This window comes from Anaerozeibacter quisquiliarum, assembly GCF_051162045.1.
GTDB classification, from domain to species: Bacteria; Bacillota; Clostridia; order Christensenellales; family Aristaeellaceae; genus Anaerozeibacter; species Anaerozeibacter quisquiliarum.
Genome location: NZ_JBISDI010000006.1, coordinates 86,438 through 105,349 on the forward strand (window position 1 = coordinate 86,438; position 18,912 = coordinate 105,349).

Below are 18,912 nucleotides of genomic sequence, written 5' to 3' on the forward strand. Positions count from 1 at the left end.
GCGGTGCGGACGGCGGGGAGCGTGAAGGCATGAGCATACTGTACCAGGAGGGCTTCGACCCGGCCCTCATTGCGCGCCAGGAAGCGATCTTCCACACGGCCAACGGCTATGTGGGCGTGCGCGCGTCGCTCGAGGAGGGGGTGCCGGAGGGCGTCAAGTCGATCCGGGGTACCTACCTGAACGGCTTCTACAACCTGCGGCCGATCGCCTACGGCGAAAAGCTGTACGGCTTCCCGGACGAGCAGGAGGTGATGCCGGGCGTCGCCGACGCGCAGACCATCCGCCTTAACGTGGGGGACGAGCTCTTCAGCCCGTTTACGGGCACGCTTGAGCACTACAGCCGCACGCTCGACATGGACGCCGGGGTGTCCACGCGCAACATCACGTGGCGCACAGAAAAGGGCGCGACGGTGAAGCTCACAATCGACCGGCTGGCGTCCTGGGTGGAGCCGGCGCTGTTTTTGATCCGTTACCGGGTGGAATCGGTCGATTATGAGGGCGCGCTGACGTTCGAATCCACGCTCAGCGGCGAGGTGCGCGCCTACGCCGACCCGACCGACCCGCGCGTCGCGCCTCTGGCCGTCCGGCATCTGGCCGTCGAGAAGGCCGAGCGCCGCGAGGGCGTCGAGGTGCTGACCTTGAGGACGCTTAACGCGCAGCAGCGCATGGCATGCGCGGTGGGGCACCGGCTGAACGGCCGGCCCGCCGGGCGGCTGTCGGCGCAGGTGCGGCCGGGCGAGGCGATCGTGCTCGAGAAGTGGTGCGCCTTTCGGGACAGCCGGCGTGCGGTCGATCCGGCGCAGGCGGCGTTCGACATCCTCGAGCGGGCGATGGCCGAGCCGATCGACGCCTGGTTTGCGCGCCAGCGGGCGGCGGTTTCCGCGTTCTGGGACAGGGCACGCGTCGAGATCCGCGGCGACGAGGCGCTCCAATCGGCGATCGACTTCAGCCTCTACCAGCTCATGCAGTCGGCCGGGCGCGACGCGCTGTCGAGCGTGGCCGCCAAGGGCCTGAGCGGCGAGGGCTACGAGGGGCATTACTTCTGGGACACGGAAATCTACATCTTCCCGTTCTTCCTGCTCACCGACGCCGCGCGGGCGCGAGAGCTGCTGCGCTTCCGCCACGGCATCTTACCGGGCGCCAAGGCGCACGCCCGCGTCATGGGGCACGCGCGCGGGGCGCTCTATCCCTGGCGCACGATCGCCGGGCGCGAATGTTCGAGCTACTACCCGACCGGTTCGGCGCAGTACCACATCAACGCCGACGTGGCGGGCGCGGTGCTGCAATACTGGCACTTGAGCGGAGACATCCGGTTCATGGCCGAATGCGGGGCCGAGGTGCTGGTCGAGACGGCGCTTTTGTGGCTGGACGTCGGCCATATGAACGGGGATAAATTCGAGATTCACTCGGTCACCGGCCCCGACGAATACACTTTGCTCGTTGACAACAACTACTACACCAATGTGGGCGCGCGCGCCAACTTAATCGGGGCCGTCCGTGTCATGCGGGCCCTGACGGAGGCCGGCCTGGCGGACGGGGTCATCGCAAAGACGGGCGTGACGCCGGCGGAGCTCGACGCGTTCGAGGATGCCGCGCGCCGCATGCTGTTGCCCTACGACGAGGAGCGGGGCATCTACGCCCAGGACGATTCGTTCCTGCGCAAGAAGGTGCTGCCGATTGCGGACATCCCCCGCGACCAATTCCCGCTGTTGCTGAACCGCCACCCGTTGTTCCTGAGCCGCCATCAGGTGCTCAAGCAGGCCGACGCGGTGCTGGCCCACTTCTTGCACGAGGAGGGGGTGGACGAGGGCGCGATGCGGCGCACCTACGACTACTACGAGCCGCTGACCACGCACGATTCCTCGCTGTCGCCCTGCATCCACGGCATCATGGCGGCGCGGCTGGGTGACATGGACAAGGCCATGGCCTATTTCCGCGAGACCGCACGCCTGGACCTCGACGACACCCACTTAAACACCGCCGACGGACTGCACACCGCCAACCTCGGCGGCGTGTACCTGAGCGTGGTGATGGGCTTTGCGGGCCTGCGGATTGGGGAAGAAGGGGTGTCGCTGTGCCCGCAATTGCCGGGCGGCCTGGAAGGCTATGCGTTTTCCTTCCTCGTAGGCGGCAGCCGCGTGCGCTGCGAGGTCGGGCGCGAGGGCTGTCAGCTTACGCGGCTCGAGGGGCCGCCCGCGCGGCTGCGCGTATATGGCGAAGGGGTGCTCGTCACCGGGACATATCGATTCCCGGTGCGCAGTAAATAGGATTTCCCTTAAAGACAATCAGCGGTTTTGCCCATTTTGGAGGTGATTTTCGTAGGCAGATATCCGCATTGTAAAATGGAACTTGACAAGGCGCGCGTTTTCCAGTATAGTTAATGTTACGGCATAACACATTGCAAGGAGGAGACCCATGAAGAAGATCATCGCTCTGGCCCTTACGCTGCTGTTCGCGTTCGGCATGATTTCGAGCGCGTATGCGGAGGATGTCACCGTCACCATGTTCCAACTCAAGGTCGAGATCGACGCCGCGCTGCAGGAATTCGCCAAGCAGTACAATGCCTCGCATCCGGGCGTTACCGTCAACGTTGAGACGCTGGGCGGCGGCGCGGACTATCACGGCGCGCTCAAGGCCAAGCTGCAAGCCGACCAGATGCCCTCCATCTTCGTCATCGAAGGCAAGGGCGGTTACGACGTCTGGAAGGACAACATGGCCGATATGGCCGACTGCGCCTGGGTCAAAGATACCGACTTCGCCTTCATGGGCGACGACGGCAAGGTCGTGGGCTTCCCGGTGGCCGTGGAGGGCTTCGGCCTCGGCTACAACGCCGAAATCCTCGAAAAGGCCGGCATCGACCCCGCCACGCTGACCACCTTCTCGGCGGTCAAGGCCGCCTTCGAGAAGCTCGACGGGATGAAGGCCGAGCTGGGTCTGGACGCGGTGACCTCGATGGCCGCTTCGATTGCGGGCGGTATGTGGTGGGTTATGGGCAATCACAACTTCAACGCGTACTACGCCGGCGGCATCGGCTATGAAGACACCACCTACCTCGACATGGCGCTCAAGGGCGAAGTGGATGCGGATCGTCTGGCCGCATACGCCAATTACGCGAAGCTGCTGTTTGACTACGCCGATCAGGACATCCTGACCAACGGCAACTACGACGCGCAGGTGTCCGCGTTCGCGCAGGGCAAGACCGCGTTCATCAACCAGGGCAACTGGATCGATCCCAACATGAAGCAGATGGACGCCTCCTTTAAGATGGGCTACATCTCCCACTGCTTCACCGAGGAAGAGACGACCGGCCTGTTCATGGCCGCGCCCAGCTGGTACTGCCTGAACGGCGGCGCGTCCGAAGCGGAGCAGAAGGCCGCGAAGGACTTCCTGGACTATATGGCCACCACGCCCGAAGGCGCGGATTACATGGTCAATCAAGCGGGCATGGTGCCGGCGTTCAAGTCGGTTACCCTAAAGCCCACCGGCCAGTTCTCCGCCGCGCTGGTCGAAGCCAGCGCCCGTGGCGGCAACTACAACTGGCGCTTCGGCTCGATGCCCGACGGCTTCGCGCAGAACCACCTCGGCCCGGTGTTCGACCTGTTCGCGCAGGATCACTCGGATGTGAATGTGCTCATTCAGGACCTGACCGACACCATCGCCAAGGCCCCTACGGTATAACCTTCGATACGAGGGGGGGACCTCCGGGTTCCCCCTTTTTATCATGATCAGCCGGGCTTGCCCGCGCCATAAAGGGGGTTCTAAGCCTTGAAGCGCAAAATGTCGGTTGACATTGTGTTCATGTTGCCCTGTCTATTCGCCTTCGTTATGGTGATTATTTGCCCGTTTTTCCTGGGCATCTACTATTCGATGACCGATTGGAACGGCGTGCGCGAGACGATCACCTTCGTCGGCCTTGAAAACTTCCGAGGCATGTTCCGGCAACCGCAGTTTCTGTATTCGTTCATGATTACGGTATCCTACACCGCAATCAATGTGGTGCTGGTCAATGTGGTCAGCTTCTTCTTATCGCTGTTGGTCACCGGGCAATCGCGGCTTCGGAACCTCTACCGCGCCGGCTTCTTCGTGCCCAACCTGATCGGCGGCATCGTGCTGGGCTACATCTGGCAGTTCTTGTTTAACAATGTGTTCACGCTGGCGGGGACGGCCTTCCCCTTCCTCGCGAAGTCGCTGATTGCCCGCACCGATACGGTCATCTGGGCGATGAGCCTTGTCAACACCTGGCAGTATGCCGGCTATATCATGCTGATCTACGTGGCGTCGATCCAGTCGGTGCCCGCCTCGGTCATGGAGGCCGCGTCGGTGGATGGAGCCAACTACTTTACGCGGCTGCGTCGTGTGCTGATCCCGATGATGGCCAATGCCTTCACGATCTCGCTGTTCCTGACGCTGACCAATTCATTCAAGCAGTTTGACATGAACTTTACGCTGACCAACGGCGGCCCCAGCGCCCGTTTCATGGGCGGCGCGGTCAAGGCCAGCCAGCTGTTGGCGATGGACATCTACGCGACGGCCAACGCCGCGAACAAGATGGCCGAGGCCCAGGCCAAGTCGGTGGTCTTCTTCCTGGTCCTGGTCGTGTTCTCGCTTGTGCAGGTCTACTTCAACAAGCGCAAGGAGGTGGAGGCATAATGGCCAAGAATCCCATGATGCTGGACGCCGTCGGTTCCCGGGACGGACGTTCGCGCCGCGCTGGCAAGATTGCGGTGGAAGCGGTCGGCATTATCCTGTTCCTCCTGTTCCTGATGCCATTCTGGATGGTCGTGCTGAATTCCGCCAAGGACGCGCGAGAGATCATCCTGAGCGCCACCGCCTGGCCGGCCAATTGGGGCCAGATGCTCACCAACATCGTCAAAATCTTCAACAACCCCACCACCGATTATGTGGGCGCGTTCATCGATTCGGTAATCATCACCACGGTGTCGCTTGCGGTCATCCTGCTGTGCTCTTCGATGTGTGCGTGGGTGCTGGTGCGCAACAAGACGCGCTGGTCCACGATCATCTTCATGGCGTTCGTGGCGGCCATGGTCATCCCGTTCCAGGTGGTCATGTTCCCGTTGGTGCGCTGGCTGCGCATCCTCGGCACCGGCACCGGCATTCCGCTCTTGGGTACCTACCAGGGCATCGTGTTCGCCTACCTGGGTTTTGGCTGCTCGCTGTCGGTGTTCGTGCTGCACGGCTTCATCAAGGGCGTGCCGATGGAATTGGAGGAGGCCGCGACGATCGACGGATGCAGCCAGTCTGCGACCTTCTTCAGGATCGTGCTGCCGCTGCTGCAGCCGGTGGCGGTGACGGTGCTGATCCTAAACGGCATCTGGATCTGGAACGACTACCTGTTGCCGCTGCTCGTACTCGGCTCGAACAGCCAGGTGCAGACCATCCCGCTCGCGGTCACCGCGTTCGTTGGTTCGTACCTCAAGCAGTGGGACCTGATCCTCACCAGCGCCATGCTGGCCATGGTGCCGATCATCGTGCTGTTTCTGTTCGCACAGAAGTACATCATCAAGGGGATGGTCGAGGGGTCGATCAAGTAGCCATTTGTTGACGGGCTGAGCGGCTCGTTTCGTATCGAAACGGGCCGCTTTGTGATGTGGGTTACAACCGCCGATCAACACTGGGCGATATCGGGCGCTTGAACGGATTGAGGTGCTTACTTACTCCCCAGCTCGACCGCATAGACCATCCTCGCCGCGAACGTCGCCAAGTCGCTCTGATCCGGCTCGAACACGCGCACGCCGCGCATGCGGCCGCTGTTCTCGCCGCCCAGGCCGCAGGTTGGACAGCCGATTCTCCTGCATTACTTGATAAGGTCAACCGCGCCCTGCGGTACATACAGGTCGCCGCTGTTCACCACCACGCCATCCAGCGTCACGGTCTCGCCGTTCAAGGTGGCGGCGTTGCGGTTGACGATCATGCGCAGTTCCGCGTCGTCCTTTTTCACGACGATGGCGGGGTTGGCCGCGTCCGATTCGTCGAAGGTCACAGTCGCGCCCTTGGCCTCAAAGGCCGGGATCGCGCGTACGAACAGCTTCTGCGTTGCCGCGTCCAGATCGACGCCCATGGCCTTTTCCATATAGCGGGCGATGTCGGTGTTCTCCACGGTGCCGGTCAACTGGGTGAGGCCCTCGGGCGCGAAAACGTAGAGCGTCACGTCGCCGCCGGTGTGGCCACCGGTGGTGAACCCGATGTTTGCGCGCCTGCCGATCATCGGGCCGACGGCGTAATTCATCGAGCCGGCCTCGGCTTGCTTGATGGTTGCGATTTCCCCGTCGGTCAGATCGGTGATGCCGAAGCGCTCGGCTATGACTTCCGCCGCGTTGGAGCGATCCTCGTTCAGCAGGCTCTCGATGCCCTCGCCGGTCAGCCTGGCCTTGAGCAGCGGGTCGATGAAGTCGGACAGCGGGCGCTTATCGTAGTCGCCGGTGGTGTCGGCGCTGCCGATGGTGATGCCGCTGTTGCCATGGTCGGTGGCGGAGACGATCAGCGTATGGCCGTCCTGCTTGGCGAAGTTGAGCGCGACGCCCATCGCCTCGTCAAACGCGAGCACGTCCGAGATGATGCCGACCGGGTCGTTGGCGTGGGCGGCCCAGTCCACCTTGCTGCCTTCCACCATCAAAAAGAAGCCGTCCTCGTCCTGAGAGAGCAACTCGATGGCCTTCTTGGTCATCTCGCCGAGCGAAGGTTCCTCATCCGGATTGCGGTCCATGTCGTATGCCAGCGAATCTTCTGCGAACATGCCCCACACCTTGCCGGAGGTGATGGCGGCGAGTTCGGCGGGCGTGGTGACGTACTGGTACTTTTCCCGAATCACGCTGAGGATGTCGTCGCCGTCCTTGCGGTTCGCAGCCTCGAGGAACTTCGAGCCTGCGCCCAGCACGACGTCGATGTCCTGATGCGCCTGCTGCTCGGACAGCGCGTCGTAATTCTTGCGGCTGGGGTCATGCGCCGAGAAATCGGCGGGCGTGGCGTGCATGATCTCGCTGGTGGCAATGAGCCCCGTCGCCTTGCCGGCAAGCTTCGCCGCCTCCAGGATCGAGGCGACCGGCTTTAACGTATCTTCCGGCGCGAGGGGCGCGAGGCCGGGCATGGTATTCTCCTGCGGCAGTACGCCCACGAAGCCGGTGTGGGACTTGTGCCCGGTGGCCATGGCCGTGCCGGCGGGTGCGGAATCGGCGATGGCGGCGTCGGCGGAGTAGGTGCGCACCAGGCCGCTGGCTAGTTCATCCATGTTGAGCGCCTGTCCGCCCCGGTACCACCGGGCCAGCGTGACGCCGTCGGTGCTCATGCCGTCGGGGATCAACAGGATCACGTTTTTGACCGGTTTGTCCACGACGACCGAATCGAGCCCGCCCGCGAACGCGGACACCGTCGCCAAGAGCATCGCGATAGTCAACAGGAGACCCAGTGCAGATTTGAGCTTCATAACTCATCCTCCTCATTTCCTTTTTCCGAAATCATGGTACATGAGGAAGATATGGTGGCGATATGGTATAGGTCAGGCGCGTGTAAATTCTACAGACCGGCTTATATCAATCTCGACCATGCCCGCATTCATCGGGCGGCGTCTTTTCCCCCTGCCGCACCGTGCGGCACCGAACGGCGCTGAGGGTTCCGCCGGAGCAAAGCTGAAAGCCTCGGTGCAGCGCCGCTGCGCCTGCGTTTTCATGCTGCGCCAGGACGAATAATCCGCTCGCCCGATGAACGCGTTCATGATTTCGGCTGATATAAGCTGCCTTGGCCATCTCCAGTAGACGCCTTTCGATTCTCTGGGAGTCCAAGTTTCCGGTATTCACTCCAGTTCGAATCCCTTGGAGCCTATTATCACATTGTCCCTCGCTCTGTTTCAAGGCGCCGCTTTATTCTGCGCTTACGGCGTGCTTGCGCGCCTATATTCAAAATTAACATAAATTTCCGGCAAAATGCTATTGCGCAATCGTTTGGTATCTGGTATAATGAGCACAAAATCAGGGAGAAGGTTAAAGGTGGGTTGCGCCCGTGAACGCGGTGAAATTGGAGGACATTGCGAAAAAGCTCGGGCTTTCCATATCCACCGTCTCGCGCGCGCTGAGCGGCAACGGTCGCGTGGGGGAGAAGACCCGCAGACGCGTGCTGGAGGCGGTCAAGGAGTCCGACTACACGGTAAACGCCGTGGCGCGCTCGCTCAGGCTTCGCGACGCGAAGAACATCGGCATCCTCGTTCCCGACATCACCAACAGCTTCTTTGCTTCGGTCATCAAGGGCGCGCAGGGCGCGTGCCGCGAAAACAGCTACACGCTTATGGTGTGCAACTCAGACGAGAGTCCGGAAATCGAGGAGGAATCGCTGCGCACGCTGCTCGAAAAGCAGGTGTCCGGGCTGATCCTCGCGACCGTCAGCAACCGTCCGGAGGGCGTGCTCCCCTACCGGCGGCTCAACACCCCGGTGGTATTCATCGACAACCTGCCCTCGGAATCCCATGCGGCAGACTTCGTGTCTATCGATAACCGCGCGGCGGCGTACCGCCTGACGCGGGAGGTGCTTGCACGCGGCTATCGGCGCATTGGCATGATTACGGGACCTCTGACGCAGAGTTCCGGTCGGTTGCGACTTCGCGGCTACAAGGATGCGCTCAAGGAAGCGGGCGTCGCGCCCGAGAAAAACTGGGTCGTCGAGGGGGACTTCCGCTTCGCATCCGGCTACGCGCACATGCGCGCCGTGCTTTTGCGTGAAGACCGTCCGGAGGCGATGCTGATCGCCAACAACTACATGACCTACGGCGCGCTGAACGCTGTGCGTGAAATGGGGCTCGAAGTGCCGCGGGACATTGCGGTCGCCGCCTTTGACGCCGAGGACCACTCCGGTTTGATCGTGCCGCTTATCTCCTGCATCAATCAACCCGCATTCGAAATCGGCTTCCAGTCCGCCCAGATCATTCTGCGTAAGCTTTCCGGAAAAACCGAACCAACACAAACCCATCACATCGTGCTTGAACCGACGCTCTCAGACGGCAACTCCTGGTAACGGTGTAAATTGTCGAAAAATGGAGGCCGCGGTTTTTTTGCCGGTTTGCGCAAACGATTGCTCAAATCCTATCACTCAAAACTCATGTCGAAGGAAGTGAAGCGAAGGTGGTACAGGAACTGATCCGCATGGAGGGCATCTCCAAGGAGTTCCCGGGGGTCAAGGCGCTCCAAAACGTGTCCTTCCAGCTCAACGCCGGCGAGGTCCACGCGCTGGTGGGTGAGAACGGCGCGGGTAAGTCGACGCTGATGAAGGTACTGACCGGCGTGTACACCAAGGACACGGGCAGTATCTTCCTGCGGGGAAGCCCGGTCGAAATCGACGACGTACGCAAGAGCCAGCTGCTCGGCATCGCCATGATTCACCAGGAGTTCAACCTGATGAATCACCTGACGGTGGCGCAGAACATCTTCATCGGGCGCGAAGAAAAGCGCGCGGGCATCTTCATAAACGATGCGCAGCTCAACCGCCGCGCGCGCGACCTTTTCGACCGGCTGAATGTCGACATCAACCCGACGGTGCGCGTGGGAAGCCTGACGGTTGCAAAGCAGCAGATGGTCGAGATCGCCAAGGCGCTTTCATACAATTCCGATGCGTTGATTATGGACGAGCCGACCGCACCGCTGACAGACAAGGAGATCGAGGACCTGTTCCGCGTGATCCGGATGCTGCGTTCCGAGGGCAAGGGAATTATCTACATATCGCACAGGCTTGAGGAGCTCAAGCAGATTTCCGACCGTATCACCGTCATGCGCGACGGCGGCTATGTCGGCACCGTCGCAACCGAGGATGCGACCGTCAAGCAGATCATCTCGATGATGGTCGGGCGCGAGATCTTCATCACCCGCAGCGAGCGGCAGGTTCCGGATGGAGCAAAGATCGCGCTCGAGGTCAGGAATATCAACCGCGGGCGCATGGTGCGGGGTGTGTCGTTCTCGGTGCGCAAGGGAGAGATCTTGGGAATCGCAGGGCTCGTCGGCGCGGGCAGGACAGAAACCGCGCGCGCGATCTTCGGCGCGGATCGCAGAACAACCGGCGAGATCTTCGTAAACGGCAAGAAGGCGGACATCCGAACCCCGGAGGACGCGGTTCGAAACGGCATTGCGTATTTGTCCGAGGACCGCAAGCGCTACGGGCTGATGCTGGGGATGAGCGTCGAAACGAATGTGTCCATTGCGACGATGCGCAAATTCCTCGCCGGCGGGTTTTTCTTGAGCGACCGGCGCGAGGCGAGGCATGCGCGCGACATGGCGGAAAGCCTTTCCATCAAGACGCCGACGGTCAAGCAGCTCGTACGCTTCCTGTCCGGCGGGAACCAGCAGAAGGTTGTGCTGGCAAAGTGGCTGACCCGAAACTGCGACGTTTTGATCTTTGACGAGCCGACGCGCGGCATAGACGTCGGCGCGAAGAGTGAAATTTACAAGCTGCTCGATCAGCTCGCGGCGTCCGGCAAGGCGATTATCATGATTTCTTCGGAACTTCCGGAGATCATCCGTGTCAGTAACCGCGTGATTGTGATGTGCGAGGGGCGAATCACCGGCGAAATTGCAGGCGATGGAATCGACCAGACGACCATCATGCAGTACGCGACGATACGCGAAGCATAGCGCGTTGGAGGCGAAGAAAATGAACCGTACAAAGAGCAAGGCAATGGCACAGCTTCTGATCATCATATGCGTGCTGATCGCGATGTTCGTGTTTTTCACGGCGATGAAGCCGGGGTTCGCGAGTTGGGTCAACATCATGACGATTGCGCTTTCGACCTGTGTTAACGGACTTCTGGCAATTGCGGTGACTTTTGTCATCACGACGGCGGGTATCGATCTTTCGATTGGTACGACCATGACCTTCAGCTGCGTCATGAGCGGCATCGCCTTCACGCGCTGGGGGTTCCCGATTGGGCTTGCCATCGCGTTCAGCTTCGTGGTGGGCGCGGTGTGCGGCGGCGTGAGCGGCTTTGCGGTCGCGAAGATGAAGCTTCCGCCGTTCATTGCGACGCTTGCGATGCAGATGATGACCAAGGGCTTGTCGCTGGTGGTTTCCGGCATCAAGCCGGTGTACTTCACCGCCGAACCGGGTTATCAGGCGATCGCGCTCGGAAGTTTCCTCGGCATCGACGGCTTCTACAACGCGTTTGCGCTGTTTATTCTCGGAATCGCCATTGCCTACATACTGTATTCGCGGACGCTTTTTGGGCGCTACACGCAGGCGATCGGCTCCAACGAGGAGGCGGCGCGGCTTTCCGGCATCAACACCGACCGATGGAAGATACTCGTCTACATGGTCAGCGGTCTGTTCAGCGCTTTTGCCGGGCTTATTATGTCCTCGCGGCTCGGATCCGCGCAGCCGCAGCTCGGCGCGGGCTACGAGTCCGAGGCAATCGCTGCCGCCGTCATCGGCGGGACCTCGATGTCGGGCGGCGAGGGCTCGATCTTCGGGGTCGTCATCGGCGCGTTCATCATTTCGGTTTTAAGCAACGGACTTCGCTCAATGGCGGTGTCGACCGAGTGGCAGACGGTAGTCACCGGCACGGTGCTCGCGGGCGCGGTGTATTTTGACCTGCTGCGCAAGCGCGGCAGGACGGATTGATTCGGCCAAATCCCGCGAGGAAGCGGGTACAGAATAAAGGGAGGTATGGTTCATGAAAATGGTTCTGTCACTGGTTCTGACGCTCATCATGCTCGTTTCCGCCATGGCGGTTCCCGCGCTGGCGGAGGCAAAGCCGCTCGAGGGCGGATTCATCCCGGTCATCCCGCTGGGCGTGGCGCACCAGTTCTGGCAGGCGGTCAGGATGGGCGCGGAGCAGGCCGCCGAGGAATACGGCGTGACCATCGTCTTTGACGGACCGCAGGAGGAAACCATGGTGGACAAGCAGGTGGACATCCTGCGCGCCAACCTGACCGACGAAAACCTGATCGCGGTTTGCATGGCGGCGATTGACGAACAGTCCGTGCTCTCCGACCTGACCGCGGTTAAGGAAAAGGGCATGCCGATCGTGGGTTTTGACGCCGGCGTAGGCGCGATTGCGAACGCGCACTGCTCGACGTCCAACTACGCTGCCGGCGAGCTCGCCGCCGAGAACGCCATCCGGCTTTTGAACGGCAAGGGCAAGGTCGCCGTGGTCGGGCATTCGCAGACCGTCGTCGACGCTGTGGCACGCGTTCAGGGCTTTATCGACTACATCAAGGCAAACTCGGCCATCGAAATCGTGGACACGCAGTACGGCGACGGCGATCATCTCAAGTCCGCCGACATCGCGAAGTCCATGCTGGTTGCGAACCCAGACATCGCCCTCATCTACGCCTCCAACGAGGGCGCGTGCGTCGGCGCGTACAACGGGCTCAAGGAAATCAACATGATCGGCAAGGTCATGCTGATCGGGTTTGACTCCTCCGCGGCGCTGAAGGCTGGCGTACGCAACGGCGAGATCGCCGGTGCGATCACTCAGGACCCGGTCGGCATGGGCTATGCGGCGGTCGCGACCGCATGCAAGCTGGTGCTGGGCGAGGAGATCAAGGGAGCGGTTGACGAAAATGGCACCATTGTCGTCGACACGGGCTGCTACTGGTACGACGCCACCAACATGGACGAGGGTCACATCGCTCCGCTTCTGTACGACTGATCGCCCGGGGGGGCGGATTTCCGCCCCCTTCCTCGGATCGCATGAACATGGGAACGAGGCGCAGAGGTCTTCCGATAGAAATCCACCGAGGAGGAGAACCATGCACGGTAAGAAGCTCTGGTTTTTCCCGGACGGCGACCGTCCACCGCTGGGCGATAGCCCTATGCAGGGGCACGAGTCCTATGTCATCCTCAACCCGAACGAAGCGGACGCGCACATCGAGTTCACGCTGTACTTCGAGGATCGCGCGCCGGTTCGCGGCATTCGCATGACCGTCGGGGGCGAGCGCGTCCAGTGCTTCCAGACGCACAACCCGGATCACTTCGGCGAACATACGCTGCCGCTTTCGCTGCAGTACGCGGCGAAGGTTGAAAGCGACGTGCCGGTGATTGCGCAGTATGGAAGGCTGGATGCGCGGCAGCAGAACCTCGCCTACTATACGACGATGGGGTATCCCTTCGATGCGTAGGCGTTTTTGCCAGCGCGCGTTCCTGAAGCCAAACCGGATCGACGAATACCGACAGCTACACGCGTCGGTGTGGGCGGAGGTTTTGGATACCATCGCAGACTGCAACCTCGAAAACTACTCGATTTACATCCTGGGGAATATGGTCATTTCATATTTCGAATACACCGGCGACGACTACCAGGGGGACATGCGCAAAATGGAGGCGGATCCGGTGACCCAGCGCTGGTGGGCGCACACCAAGCCCTGCTTTCTACACCACGGCCGGGGCATCTACTACGAGGACCTCGTGGAAATATTTTACCAAGCGTAAAGGAGATGGACAGCATGGAACACGGAAGTATCTTCATCCCGAAAAGTGAGTACATGGAGCGCGTTTCGCGCGCGGCGGCGCTGATTCGGCGCGAAGGTTTGGACGCTCTGATCATCAACGGCAACGAGGCGGACTACGCTAATCCCCGCTACTTTTCCGGCTACTGGCCGCTGTTTGAGCGCGCGGGCGTGGCGATCTCGGCGGGCGGAGAAGCCGCGTTGATGTGTGGACCGGAGTCGAGGCACTTCGCGGGCGACCGCTCGAAGCTCGACAAGCTGTTTGTGCTGAAGGAGTACCGCGAGGGCGCGGACCCGGCGTATCCGGAGTTTCAGGCGAGCAGCTTCCATGACGTGTTCAAGGCAATCGGCGTGACCGGCAAGCAGCTGCGCATCGGCGTGGCAAGCTATCTGGATACCTCGGTCGTCATCATGGAGGGCATCAAGGATGCGTTCCCGGAGGCAAAGATCGTGCGCGCGGACCACATCATGGTCGAGCTTCGCCGCATTAAGTCCGCAAACGAAATCGCGTGCCTGCGCGAAGGCTACCGCATCGCCGACCTCGCGACCCAGCAGGTCATCAAGGAAATTCGTCCCGGCATGACGGAATTACAGGCGGTCGGCATCGCGCAGCGCGTGATCTACGAAAACGGCGCGGAGTACGAGGGGCTGCCGATGTATGTGTTCTCCGAGGCGTCCACGCGCCACGCCATCTCGCGCTCGAGCTACCGCAAGTTCGAAAAGGGTGATATCGTGCAGCTGAACCTGTCGGCGAAGATCGACGGCTATTCCGCGGCGATCGGCTACCCCATCGTACTCGGCAAACTCGAGGGCAAGCGCCGCGAAGTGGTGATGTTCGGGCTTGAGGCGCACAACTGGACGACGGAGCAGATTAAGTCCGGCGTCTTCGCCGCAGACATCGCGAAGAAGTTTTACCAATACTACGCCGACAACGGCTACAAGGACAACTTTGTCTACGGACCGATGCACGGCACCGGCATGATCGAGGTCGAGGCACCGTGGGTCGAAACCAGCTCCGACTACTACCTTGAGCCGAACATGACCTTCCAGGTCGACACCTACATCTCCACCGACACCTTCGGGGTACGCTGGGAAAAGGGCGTCGCGGTTACGGAGCGCGGGTGCGACGTGCTGAGCGCGCCCATCGGGAAGCTCTACGAGCTGGAATTCTGACCTCCGTGGAGCCGTCCGCACGCCGGGCGGCTCCTTTTCATCAAAGGAAAGGAAGCGCGATATGAACCTGATCGATATGTTTTACCGCGAGATCGAGGACGCGAAGAAGCGGCGTGTGCCGCTCATCATCCCGATAGGCACGATTGAGTACCACGCCGAGCATGCGAGCTGTGGCTGCGACACCATGGTCATAACCGGCGTTCTCGAGCGCCTGGGAGCACAAAAGGAGGTCGTCGTCGCGCCGCCGATCTGGTACGGCGTGGCGAGCTACGCCGTTTCGGGCCCTGAAAAGGGCACGATCCAAGTCGATGTCGATGCATATGAGGCGTACTTGACCGAGATTTTGAAATCCCTCGTGCTGGGCGGCTGGCGGAACATCTACCTTGTCTACCACCACCAGAGCGAGGCGGGCGTGCTGATGCCGATGACGCTCGCGTGCATGAAGGCGGCCAAGAAGGTCACCATGGACCATATGGAAACGGCGCGCGGCATGGGCTGGTGGGGCGACAATTCCACACGGGACTACTATGAAAACCTTGAAACGGACCTCAATCCGCTGACGTTTATCAAGACCGTGCCGCTGATGGACGCGCAGGCGCAGATCGACTGCGGCGGCTTCGACCATGCTGGCAAGTTCGAGACCTCGCTCCTGAGCGCTGTTTATCCCGAAAACGTCGATTTCGAACGAGCCGCCTGGAACACCGAGTGGTTCGCCATCCCCGCGAAGGACGCAAGCCCCGAGCTCGGTGAAAAAATGGCGGCGCTGGCGCTCGAGTATCTGAAAAAGACCATCATCTGAGTCAAGGACATCATTTCGCAGCGGCGTCGGGCACGCACATGCTTTTTCCGGAGAGGGGGGGAAAGGGGCGTGTATGAGTTGAGCTATGAGGAGGTGGCCAGAGGGTTTTCTCTAAGCGCCGGTCAACGGGCGGTATGATGAGAGCCGGGAGACGCTGCACCTGGATATTCCGAAGGGGGAGATGCCGGGGAAGCTTCGGGAACTCAAGGAGCGCGCGGCGAAGTACCGCGGCTACCAGAAGCGATTCGCCGAGGGCGAGACACAAATCCTGGAGACCGATCCTGAGTGCCGGACGCTGCACCCGAAGGACGGACTGCGCCCGGTGTACAACGTGCAGACGGCTGTGGACGGTGGGAGCCACCTGATCGCGGAGTTTCTGGTGACGCCAGCCAACACCGACCAGAATCTTTGAGCGAGGTATCGGAGCAGACAAAGCAGGCGATGGGGCTGGAAGCCCTCCGGGTGGTGGCGGACAAGGGGGACGAAAGCCGGGAGGACATCGAGGAGTGCCTTTTGAACGGCGTCTCTGCGGACGTGGGGTTCAAGTACGACAAGGAGGAACGGGTCTTCACGCTGGAACACATGCCCATGGAGATATCCGAGGCGAAGCGCGCCTCCGCAAAGCCGGAGGACATCCTGGACTGCCTGAGAGCGGGCGTACTGCCTCAGTGCTACGAGGGGACCAACATCCGGGCAGAAGCGCAATACCGCGGCGCGGTCAGCTGCTTCATACGGCACGAGGACGGCACCGTCACCTGCCCGATGGGGCGTCAATTGTTCAAGCACGCGGACAAGAAGTACGGCACCGTCTATGGCAGCCGGGAGGCCTGCCGAACCTGCCCAAACCGCTGCACCGACTCGAAAAACGCCAAGACCGTCAGCATCGGCTACAACTCCACCTATGTGCCCGTCATCATGTACGGCGACCCCAGGTACCCGCTCCAGCAGCTGCCGGATGTGGCCCGGTAGCCCCTACAACCACTTCGGCAAGTGGAAGCACGCGCAAAGTAAGGTCAAGCTGACCATCCGCCGGGACATGCAAAAGCAGCAGCTGCGAAAAGAGCTGTCGGAGCACCCGTTTGGAACGGTCAAGTGGGCGGACGGCGCGCACCACTTCCTGTGTCGCGGCAAGGAAAAAGTGACAGGCGAAATCGCGCTCAGCTTCCTGACGTACAATCTCAGAAGATCAATCAAGCTTACGACGCACAATCCCGGCGACGTCCCGGGCATTCTTATGTACCTAAGGGCGAAAAACCAGGCAAAACGCGCCGGTTGAGGGGTCGGAGAACCCTTTTCACCGCGATCATCGGGCTTTTCGGACTGCCCGACAGTTAATTGACATAAAAAACTTGTCCGAAAACTGGCGTTTTCAGACAAATTGTGGTGGAGCCAAGGGGATTCGAACCCCTGACCTCTACGATGCGAACGTAGCGCGCTACCAACTGTGCTATGGCCCCACATATGAAGTTTGTTGCCTCGATCGCCGAGGATATGGGCTTGCGTTGACCTTAGGGGATTAAATACCGTTGCCGTGTCCGCTGATGCCCATCTATGGTTTTCGGTCGATCCCATGCAGGGGAATGTTTCCGAGGATAGACTTCTGGAGGTGCGCCCGGCCAGCGATGCTCGGGCCTCATGCGTTGCGGGATTGCTCCCGACAGTTTGATATTATAGCACGGGGACCGCCAAAATGCAATTGGTTTTTGCCCGAAATGTGAAAGTAAGCGTGTTAATTCATTGTTGAGGGCCGGGCTGTGTCTACAGCCCCTAGCCGATCAGTTCCAGCACCACGGCGTTGTGCACGTCCAAGCCTTTATCGGTCAGGCGCAGGCGGTCTGCGGTGCGCTCGATCAGGCCGAGCGCGGTCAGGCGGACGAGTGCCTGCTCTCGGCCTGCGACCAACGCAAGGTCGATGCCGCGCGCGGTGCGCGTGCCCAGCATGATGGCTTCTTCGCGCGCCGCCTCGGCGGTGATGGGTTCGCGGCTGATTTCGCGTGCGCCCGCCAGGTAGTCGTCCAGCGCATCGGTGTTGGCGAAGCGCTCCCCGTTCATCAGCGAGTGAGCGGACAGCCCGAGGCCCAGGTAGTCGCCGCGCGCCCAGTAGACTTCGTTGTGGCGGCAGGCGCGGCCGGGGAGGGCGTAGTTCGAGATTTCATAGCGAGCGTAGCCGCGCCGGGCCAGGATGCGCGCCGCGGCGTGCTGCATGGCGAGCGCCGCGTCCTCCCCAGGCGTTTCGAGCGCGCCCGACTCCACTTTTAGCGCAAGCGGCGTGCCCGGCTCCAGGATCAGGCTGTAACAGGACAGGTGCTCGGGCCGAAGCGCCATGGCCGCCTTGAGCGTGTCCACCCAGTCGGCCATTGTCTGGCCGGGCAGTGCGTACATCAAGTCGAGGCTCAGGTTGTCGAAGAGCGCCGCGCGCGCCCAGCGGGCCGACTGCTCGACGTCGGCCTGGTTGTGGATGCGGCCCAGCAAGTCGAGCAGATGCGGCTGCGCCGCCTGCATGCCCATCGACAGCCGGTTTACGCCCGCTGCCCGCAGATCGCGCAGCATCGCGGGGTTGAGCGTACCGGGGTTGGCTTCGACCGTGATTTCGGCGTCCGGCTCGACGGCGAACAGCGCGCGCGCCATGGCGATCAGGTGCACCAAGGCGTCGCTCTTAAGGATCGACGGCGTACCGCCGCCGATGTAGATCGTGGGCACGCTCAGCCGTCCGTAGCGGCGCGCGGCGGCGAGGATTTCCCCTTCGAGCGCGGCCAGATAGCGCGAAAAATCACCCTCGCGCCCAGCGTAGGAGGCGAAGTCGCAGTAGGCGCACTTGCGCGCACAGAACGGGATATGAATGTAGAGGGCGGCTTTCTGCATGGATGCCTCCCATTGGGTAGATTTGGAACAGTGGATAGCCCGGCAACAATTCGGACGATCCGGCGAAGCGACAAATTAGAATTTGTCAGCCTCTCGTTGGCTTATAAGATTCGCTCCATGCCAACCGCTACATAGCCTTCGCACTGTGTTTCCTTCCCTGTCTTGGCGAACCCATTTTTCAGCCAAAAGTTCTCGCTTTGAGGATTTCCCTTTGCGTAGCCAAGACAAACCGTCGAGTATCCAGACGTTTTGAAATAATCGCAAGCAGCGGTTATGATTTTTGTGCCAAGACCTTTGCCTTGCAAATCGCGGTTGGTCATGAAAAAACCAATGAATGCGATCCCAGAGCCAGGATAACCGTCAATCAAATCCATCACAGCAAGCAAGGCGCCATTTTCAAAAAACCCAATATAGTACTTATCCTTTTGAGCTTTGCCGGGTGGAAACACAGTCATATCAGCCATAATGCCGTCAACCGTCAAGGCGGGGGGACAATGTTGGTAATACATCGGATTGCCGTGGCAGAGGCTGAATATTGCCGGAACATCGGACACATTCAATTTTCTCACCGCATATTCTGCCGATAATGCCTTGATGTTCATTGCATCCCCCACCAAATCTCTGTTTGGGGAGGGATGCCAG

18 protein-coding genes and 1 tRNA gene are annotated in these 18,912 nt (G+C 60.9%); 15 read left to right on the plus strand and 4 right to left on the minus strand.

Annotated elements, in window-relative coordinates:
* Window positions 1–29: 29 nt before the first annotated feature.
* The 4 genes from ACH6CV_RS03950 to ACH6CV_RS03965 all read left to right on the plus strand — a co-directional run bounded on the left by ACH6CV_RS03950 (window position 30) and on the right by ACH6CV_RS03965 (window position 5,552).
* Window positions 30–2,267 carry a glycoside hydrolase family 65 protein gene (locus tag ACH6CV_RS03950; RefSeq protein ID WP_456356868.1) on the plus strand — a complete coding sequence of 746 codons (2,238 nt, stop codon included), beginning with the start codon at window positions 30–32 and terminating at the stop codon, window positions 2,265–2,267.
* Between the two features lie 148 nt (window positions 2,268–2,415).
* Window positions 2,416–3,678, plus strand: coding sequence for an ABC transporter substrate-binding protein (locus ACH6CV_RS03955; RefSeq protein ID WP_456356869.1), 1,263 nt, complete (start codon window positions 2,416–2,418; stop codon window positions 3,676–3,678).
* 87 nt (window positions 3,679–3,765) lie between these two features.
* Window positions 3,766–4,650: a carbohydrate ABC transporter permease gene (locus tag ACH6CV_RS03960; RefSeq protein WP_456356870.1), complete on the plus strand. Its 885-nt coding sequence runs from the start codon at window positions 3,766–3,768 to the stop codon at window positions 4,648–4,650.
* Window positions 4,650–5,552, plus strand: a complete 903-nt coding sequence (locus ACH6CV_RS03965; RefSeq protein WP_456356871.1) for a carbohydrate ABC transporter permease — start codon at window positions 4,650–4,652, stop codon at window positions 5,550–5,552. The genes ACH6CV_RS03960 and ACH6CV_RS03965 overlap by 1 nt, the downstream gene beginning before the upstream one ends.
* Before the next feature lie 263 nt (window positions 5,553–5,815).
* Here ACH6CV_RS03965 and ACH6CV_RS03970 read toward each other — a convergent pair whose 3' ends face one another.
* On the minus strand, window positions 5,816–7,441 hold the full coding sequence (locus ACH6CV_RS03970; protein ID WP_456356872.1) for an alkaline phosphatase: 1,626 nt from the start codon (window positions 7,439–7,441) through the stop codon (window positions 5,816–5,818).
* 572 nt (window positions 7,442–8,013) lie between these two features.
* Here ACH6CV_RS03970 and ACH6CV_RS03975 point away from each other — a divergent pair.
* The 11 genes from ACH6CV_RS03975 (at window position 8,014) to ACH6CV_RS04025 (ending at window position 16,684) form a co-directional block, all read left to right on the plus strand.
* Window positions 8,014–9,018, plus strand: a complete 1,005-nt coding sequence (locus tag ACH6CV_RS03975) for a LacI family DNA-binding transcriptional regulator (protein WP_456356873.1) — start codon at window positions 8,014–8,016, stop codon at window positions 9,016–9,018.
* 128 nt (window positions 9,019–9,146) lie between these two features.
* Window positions 9,147–10,625, plus strand: a complete 1,479-nt coding sequence (locus ACH6CV_RS03980; protein WP_456356902.1) for a sugar ABC transporter ATP-binding protein — start codon at window positions 9,147–9,149, stop codon at window positions 10,623–10,625.
* A gap of 19 nt (window positions 10,626–10,644) precedes the next feature.
* Window positions 10,645–11,607, plus strand: coding sequence for an ABC transporter permease (locus tag ACH6CV_RS03985; RefSeq protein WP_456356874.1), 963 nt, complete (start codon window positions 10,645–10,647; stop codon window positions 11,605–11,607).
* Between the two features lie 52 nt (window positions 11,608–11,659).
* Window positions 11,660–12,640 carry a substrate-binding domain-containing protein gene (locus ACH6CV_RS03990; RefSeq protein ID WP_456356875.1) on the plus strand — a complete coding sequence of 327 codons (981 nt, stop codon included), beginning with the start codon at window positions 11,660–11,662 and terminating at the stop codon, window positions 12,638–12,640.
* A gap of 100 nt (window positions 12,641–12,740) precedes the next feature.
* A complete protein-coding gene (locus ACH6CV_RS03995; RefSeq protein WP_456356876.1) occupies window positions 12,741–13,109 on the plus strand; it encodes a sensory rhodopsin transducer in 369 nt (122 codons plus the stop codon).
* Window positions 13,102–13,419, plus strand: coding sequence for an L-rhamnose mutarotase (locus ACH6CV_RS04000; protein ID WP_456356877.1), 318 nt, complete (start codon window positions 13,102–13,104; stop codon window positions 13,417–13,419). Before ACH6CV_RS03995 ends, ACH6CV_RS04000 begins: the two co-directional genes overlap by 8 nt.
* A gap of 14 nt (window positions 13,420–13,433) precedes the next feature.
* A complete protein-coding gene (locus ACH6CV_RS04005; RefSeq protein WP_456356878.1) occupies window positions 13,434–14,609 on the plus strand; it encodes a M24 family metallopeptidase in 1,176 nt (391 codons plus the stop codon).
* 61 nt (window positions 14,610–14,670) lie between these two features.
* Entirely contained in the window at window positions 14,671–15,408 is a 738-nt protein-coding gene (locus ACH6CV_RS04010; protein ID WP_456356879.1) for a creatininase family protein, read from the plus strand.
* 181 nt (window positions 15,409–15,589) lie between these two features.
* Complete coding sequence (locus ACH6CV_RS04015) at window positions 15,590–15,820, plus strand: hypothetical protein (RefSeq protein WP_456356880.1); 231 nt, start codon at window positions 15,590–15,592, stop codon at window positions 15,818–15,820.
* The gene (locus tag ACH6CV_RS04020; RefSeq protein WP_456356881.1) at window positions 15,817–16,377 is read left to right on the plus strand and encodes a hypothetical protein; all 561 of its coding nucleotides are present in this window, start codon (window positions 15,817–15,819) and stop codon (window positions 16,375–16,377) included. Before ACH6CV_RS04015 ends, ACH6CV_RS04020 begins: the two co-directional genes overlap by 4 nt.
* Window positions 16,364–16,684 carry a transposase gene (locus ACH6CV_RS04025; protein ID WP_456356882.1) on the plus strand — a complete coding sequence of 107 codons (321 nt, stop codon included), beginning with the start codon at window positions 16,364–16,366 and terminating at the stop codon, window positions 16,682–16,684. The genes ACH6CV_RS04020 and ACH6CV_RS04025 overlap by 14 nt, the downstream gene beginning before the upstream one ends.
* Before the next feature lie 105 nt (window positions 16,685–16,789).
* Here the strand turns inward: ACH6CV_RS04025 and ACH6CV_RS04030 are convergent.
* The 3 genes from ACH6CV_RS04030 to ACH6CV_RS04040 all read right to left on the minus strand — a co-directional run bounded on the left by ACH6CV_RS04030 (window position 16,790) and on the right by ACH6CV_RS04040 (window position 18,872).
* Window positions 16,790–16,865 (minus strand) — tRNA-Ala (locus ACH6CV_RS04030).
* A 310-nt stretch (window positions 16,866–17,175) separates the two neighbouring features.
* Window positions 17,176–18,270, minus strand: a complete 1,095-nt coding sequence (hemW, locus tag ACH6CV_RS04035; protein ID WP_456356883.1) for a radical SAM family heme chaperone HemW — start codon at window positions 18,268–18,270, stop codon at window positions 17,176–17,178.
* 101 nt (window positions 18,271–18,371) lie between these two features.
* Window positions 18,372–18,872, minus strand: coding sequence for a GNAT family N-acetyltransferase (locus tag ACH6CV_RS04040; RefSeq protein ID WP_456356884.1), 501 nt, complete (start codon window positions 18,870–18,872; stop codon window positions 18,372–18,374).
* Window positions 18,873–18,912: the final 40 nt, after the last annotated feature.

Coding starts and splice junctions, on each gene's coding strand:
- hemW (WP_456356883.1), bottom strand. CDS start 18,270: ATGCAGAAAGCCGCCCTCTACATTCATATCCCGTTCTGTGCGCGCAAG.
- ACH6CV_RS04025 (WP_456356882.1), top strand. CDS start 16,364: ATGTGGCCCGGTAGCCCCTACAACCACTTCGGCAAGTGGAAGCACGCG.
- ACH6CV_RS03980 (WP_456356902.1), top strand. CDS start 9,147: ATGGAGGGCATCTCCAAGGAGTTCCCGGGGGTCAAGGCGCTCCAAAAC.
- ACH6CV_RS03965 (WP_456356871.1), top strand. CDS start 4,650: ATGGCCAAGAATCCCATGATGCTGGACGCCGTCGGTTCCCGGGACGGA.
- ACH6CV_RS03955 (WP_456356869.1), top strand. CDS start 2,416: ATGAAGAAGATCATCGCTCTGGCCCTTACGCTGCTGTTCGCGTTCGGC.
- ACH6CV_RS03995 (WP_456356876.1), top strand. CDS start 12,741: ATGCACGGTAAGAAGCTCTGGTTTTTCCCGGACGGCGACCGTCCACCG.
- ACH6CV_RS04015 (WP_456356880.1), top strand. CDS start 15,590: ATGCCGGGGAAGCTTCGGGAACTCAAGGAGCGCGCGGCGAAGTACCGC.
- ACH6CV_RS03970 (WP_456356872.1), bottom strand. CDS start 7,441: ATGAAGCTCAAATCTGCACTGGGTCTCCTGTTGACTATCGCGATGCTC.
- ACH6CV_RS03950 (WP_456356868.1), top strand. CDS start 30: ATGAGCATACTGTACCAGGAGGGCTTCGACCCGGCCCTCATTGCGCGC.
- ACH6CV_RS04010 (WP_456356879.1), top strand. CDS start 14,671: ATGAACCTGATCGATATGTTTTACCGCGAGATCGAGGACGCGAAGAAG.
- ACH6CV_RS04000 (WP_456356877.1), top strand. CDS start 13,102: ATGCGTAGGCGTTTTTGCCAGCGCGCGTTCCTGAAGCCAAACCGGATC.
- ACH6CV_RS04040 (WP_456356884.1), bottom strand. CDS start 18,872: ATGAACATCAAGGCATTATCGGCAGAATATGCGGTGAGAAAATTGAAT.
- ACH6CV_RS03985 (WP_456356874.1), top strand. CDS start 10,645: ATGAACCGTACAAAGAGCAAGGCAATGGCACAGCTTCTGATCATCATA.
- ACH6CV_RS04005 (WP_456356878.1), top strand. CDS start 13,434: ATGGAACACGGAAGTATCTTCATCCCGAAAAGTGAGTACATGGAGCGC.
- ACH6CV_RS03990 (WP_456356875.1), top strand. CDS start 11,660: ATGAAAATGGTTCTGTCACTGGTTCTGACGCTCATCATGCTCGTTTCC.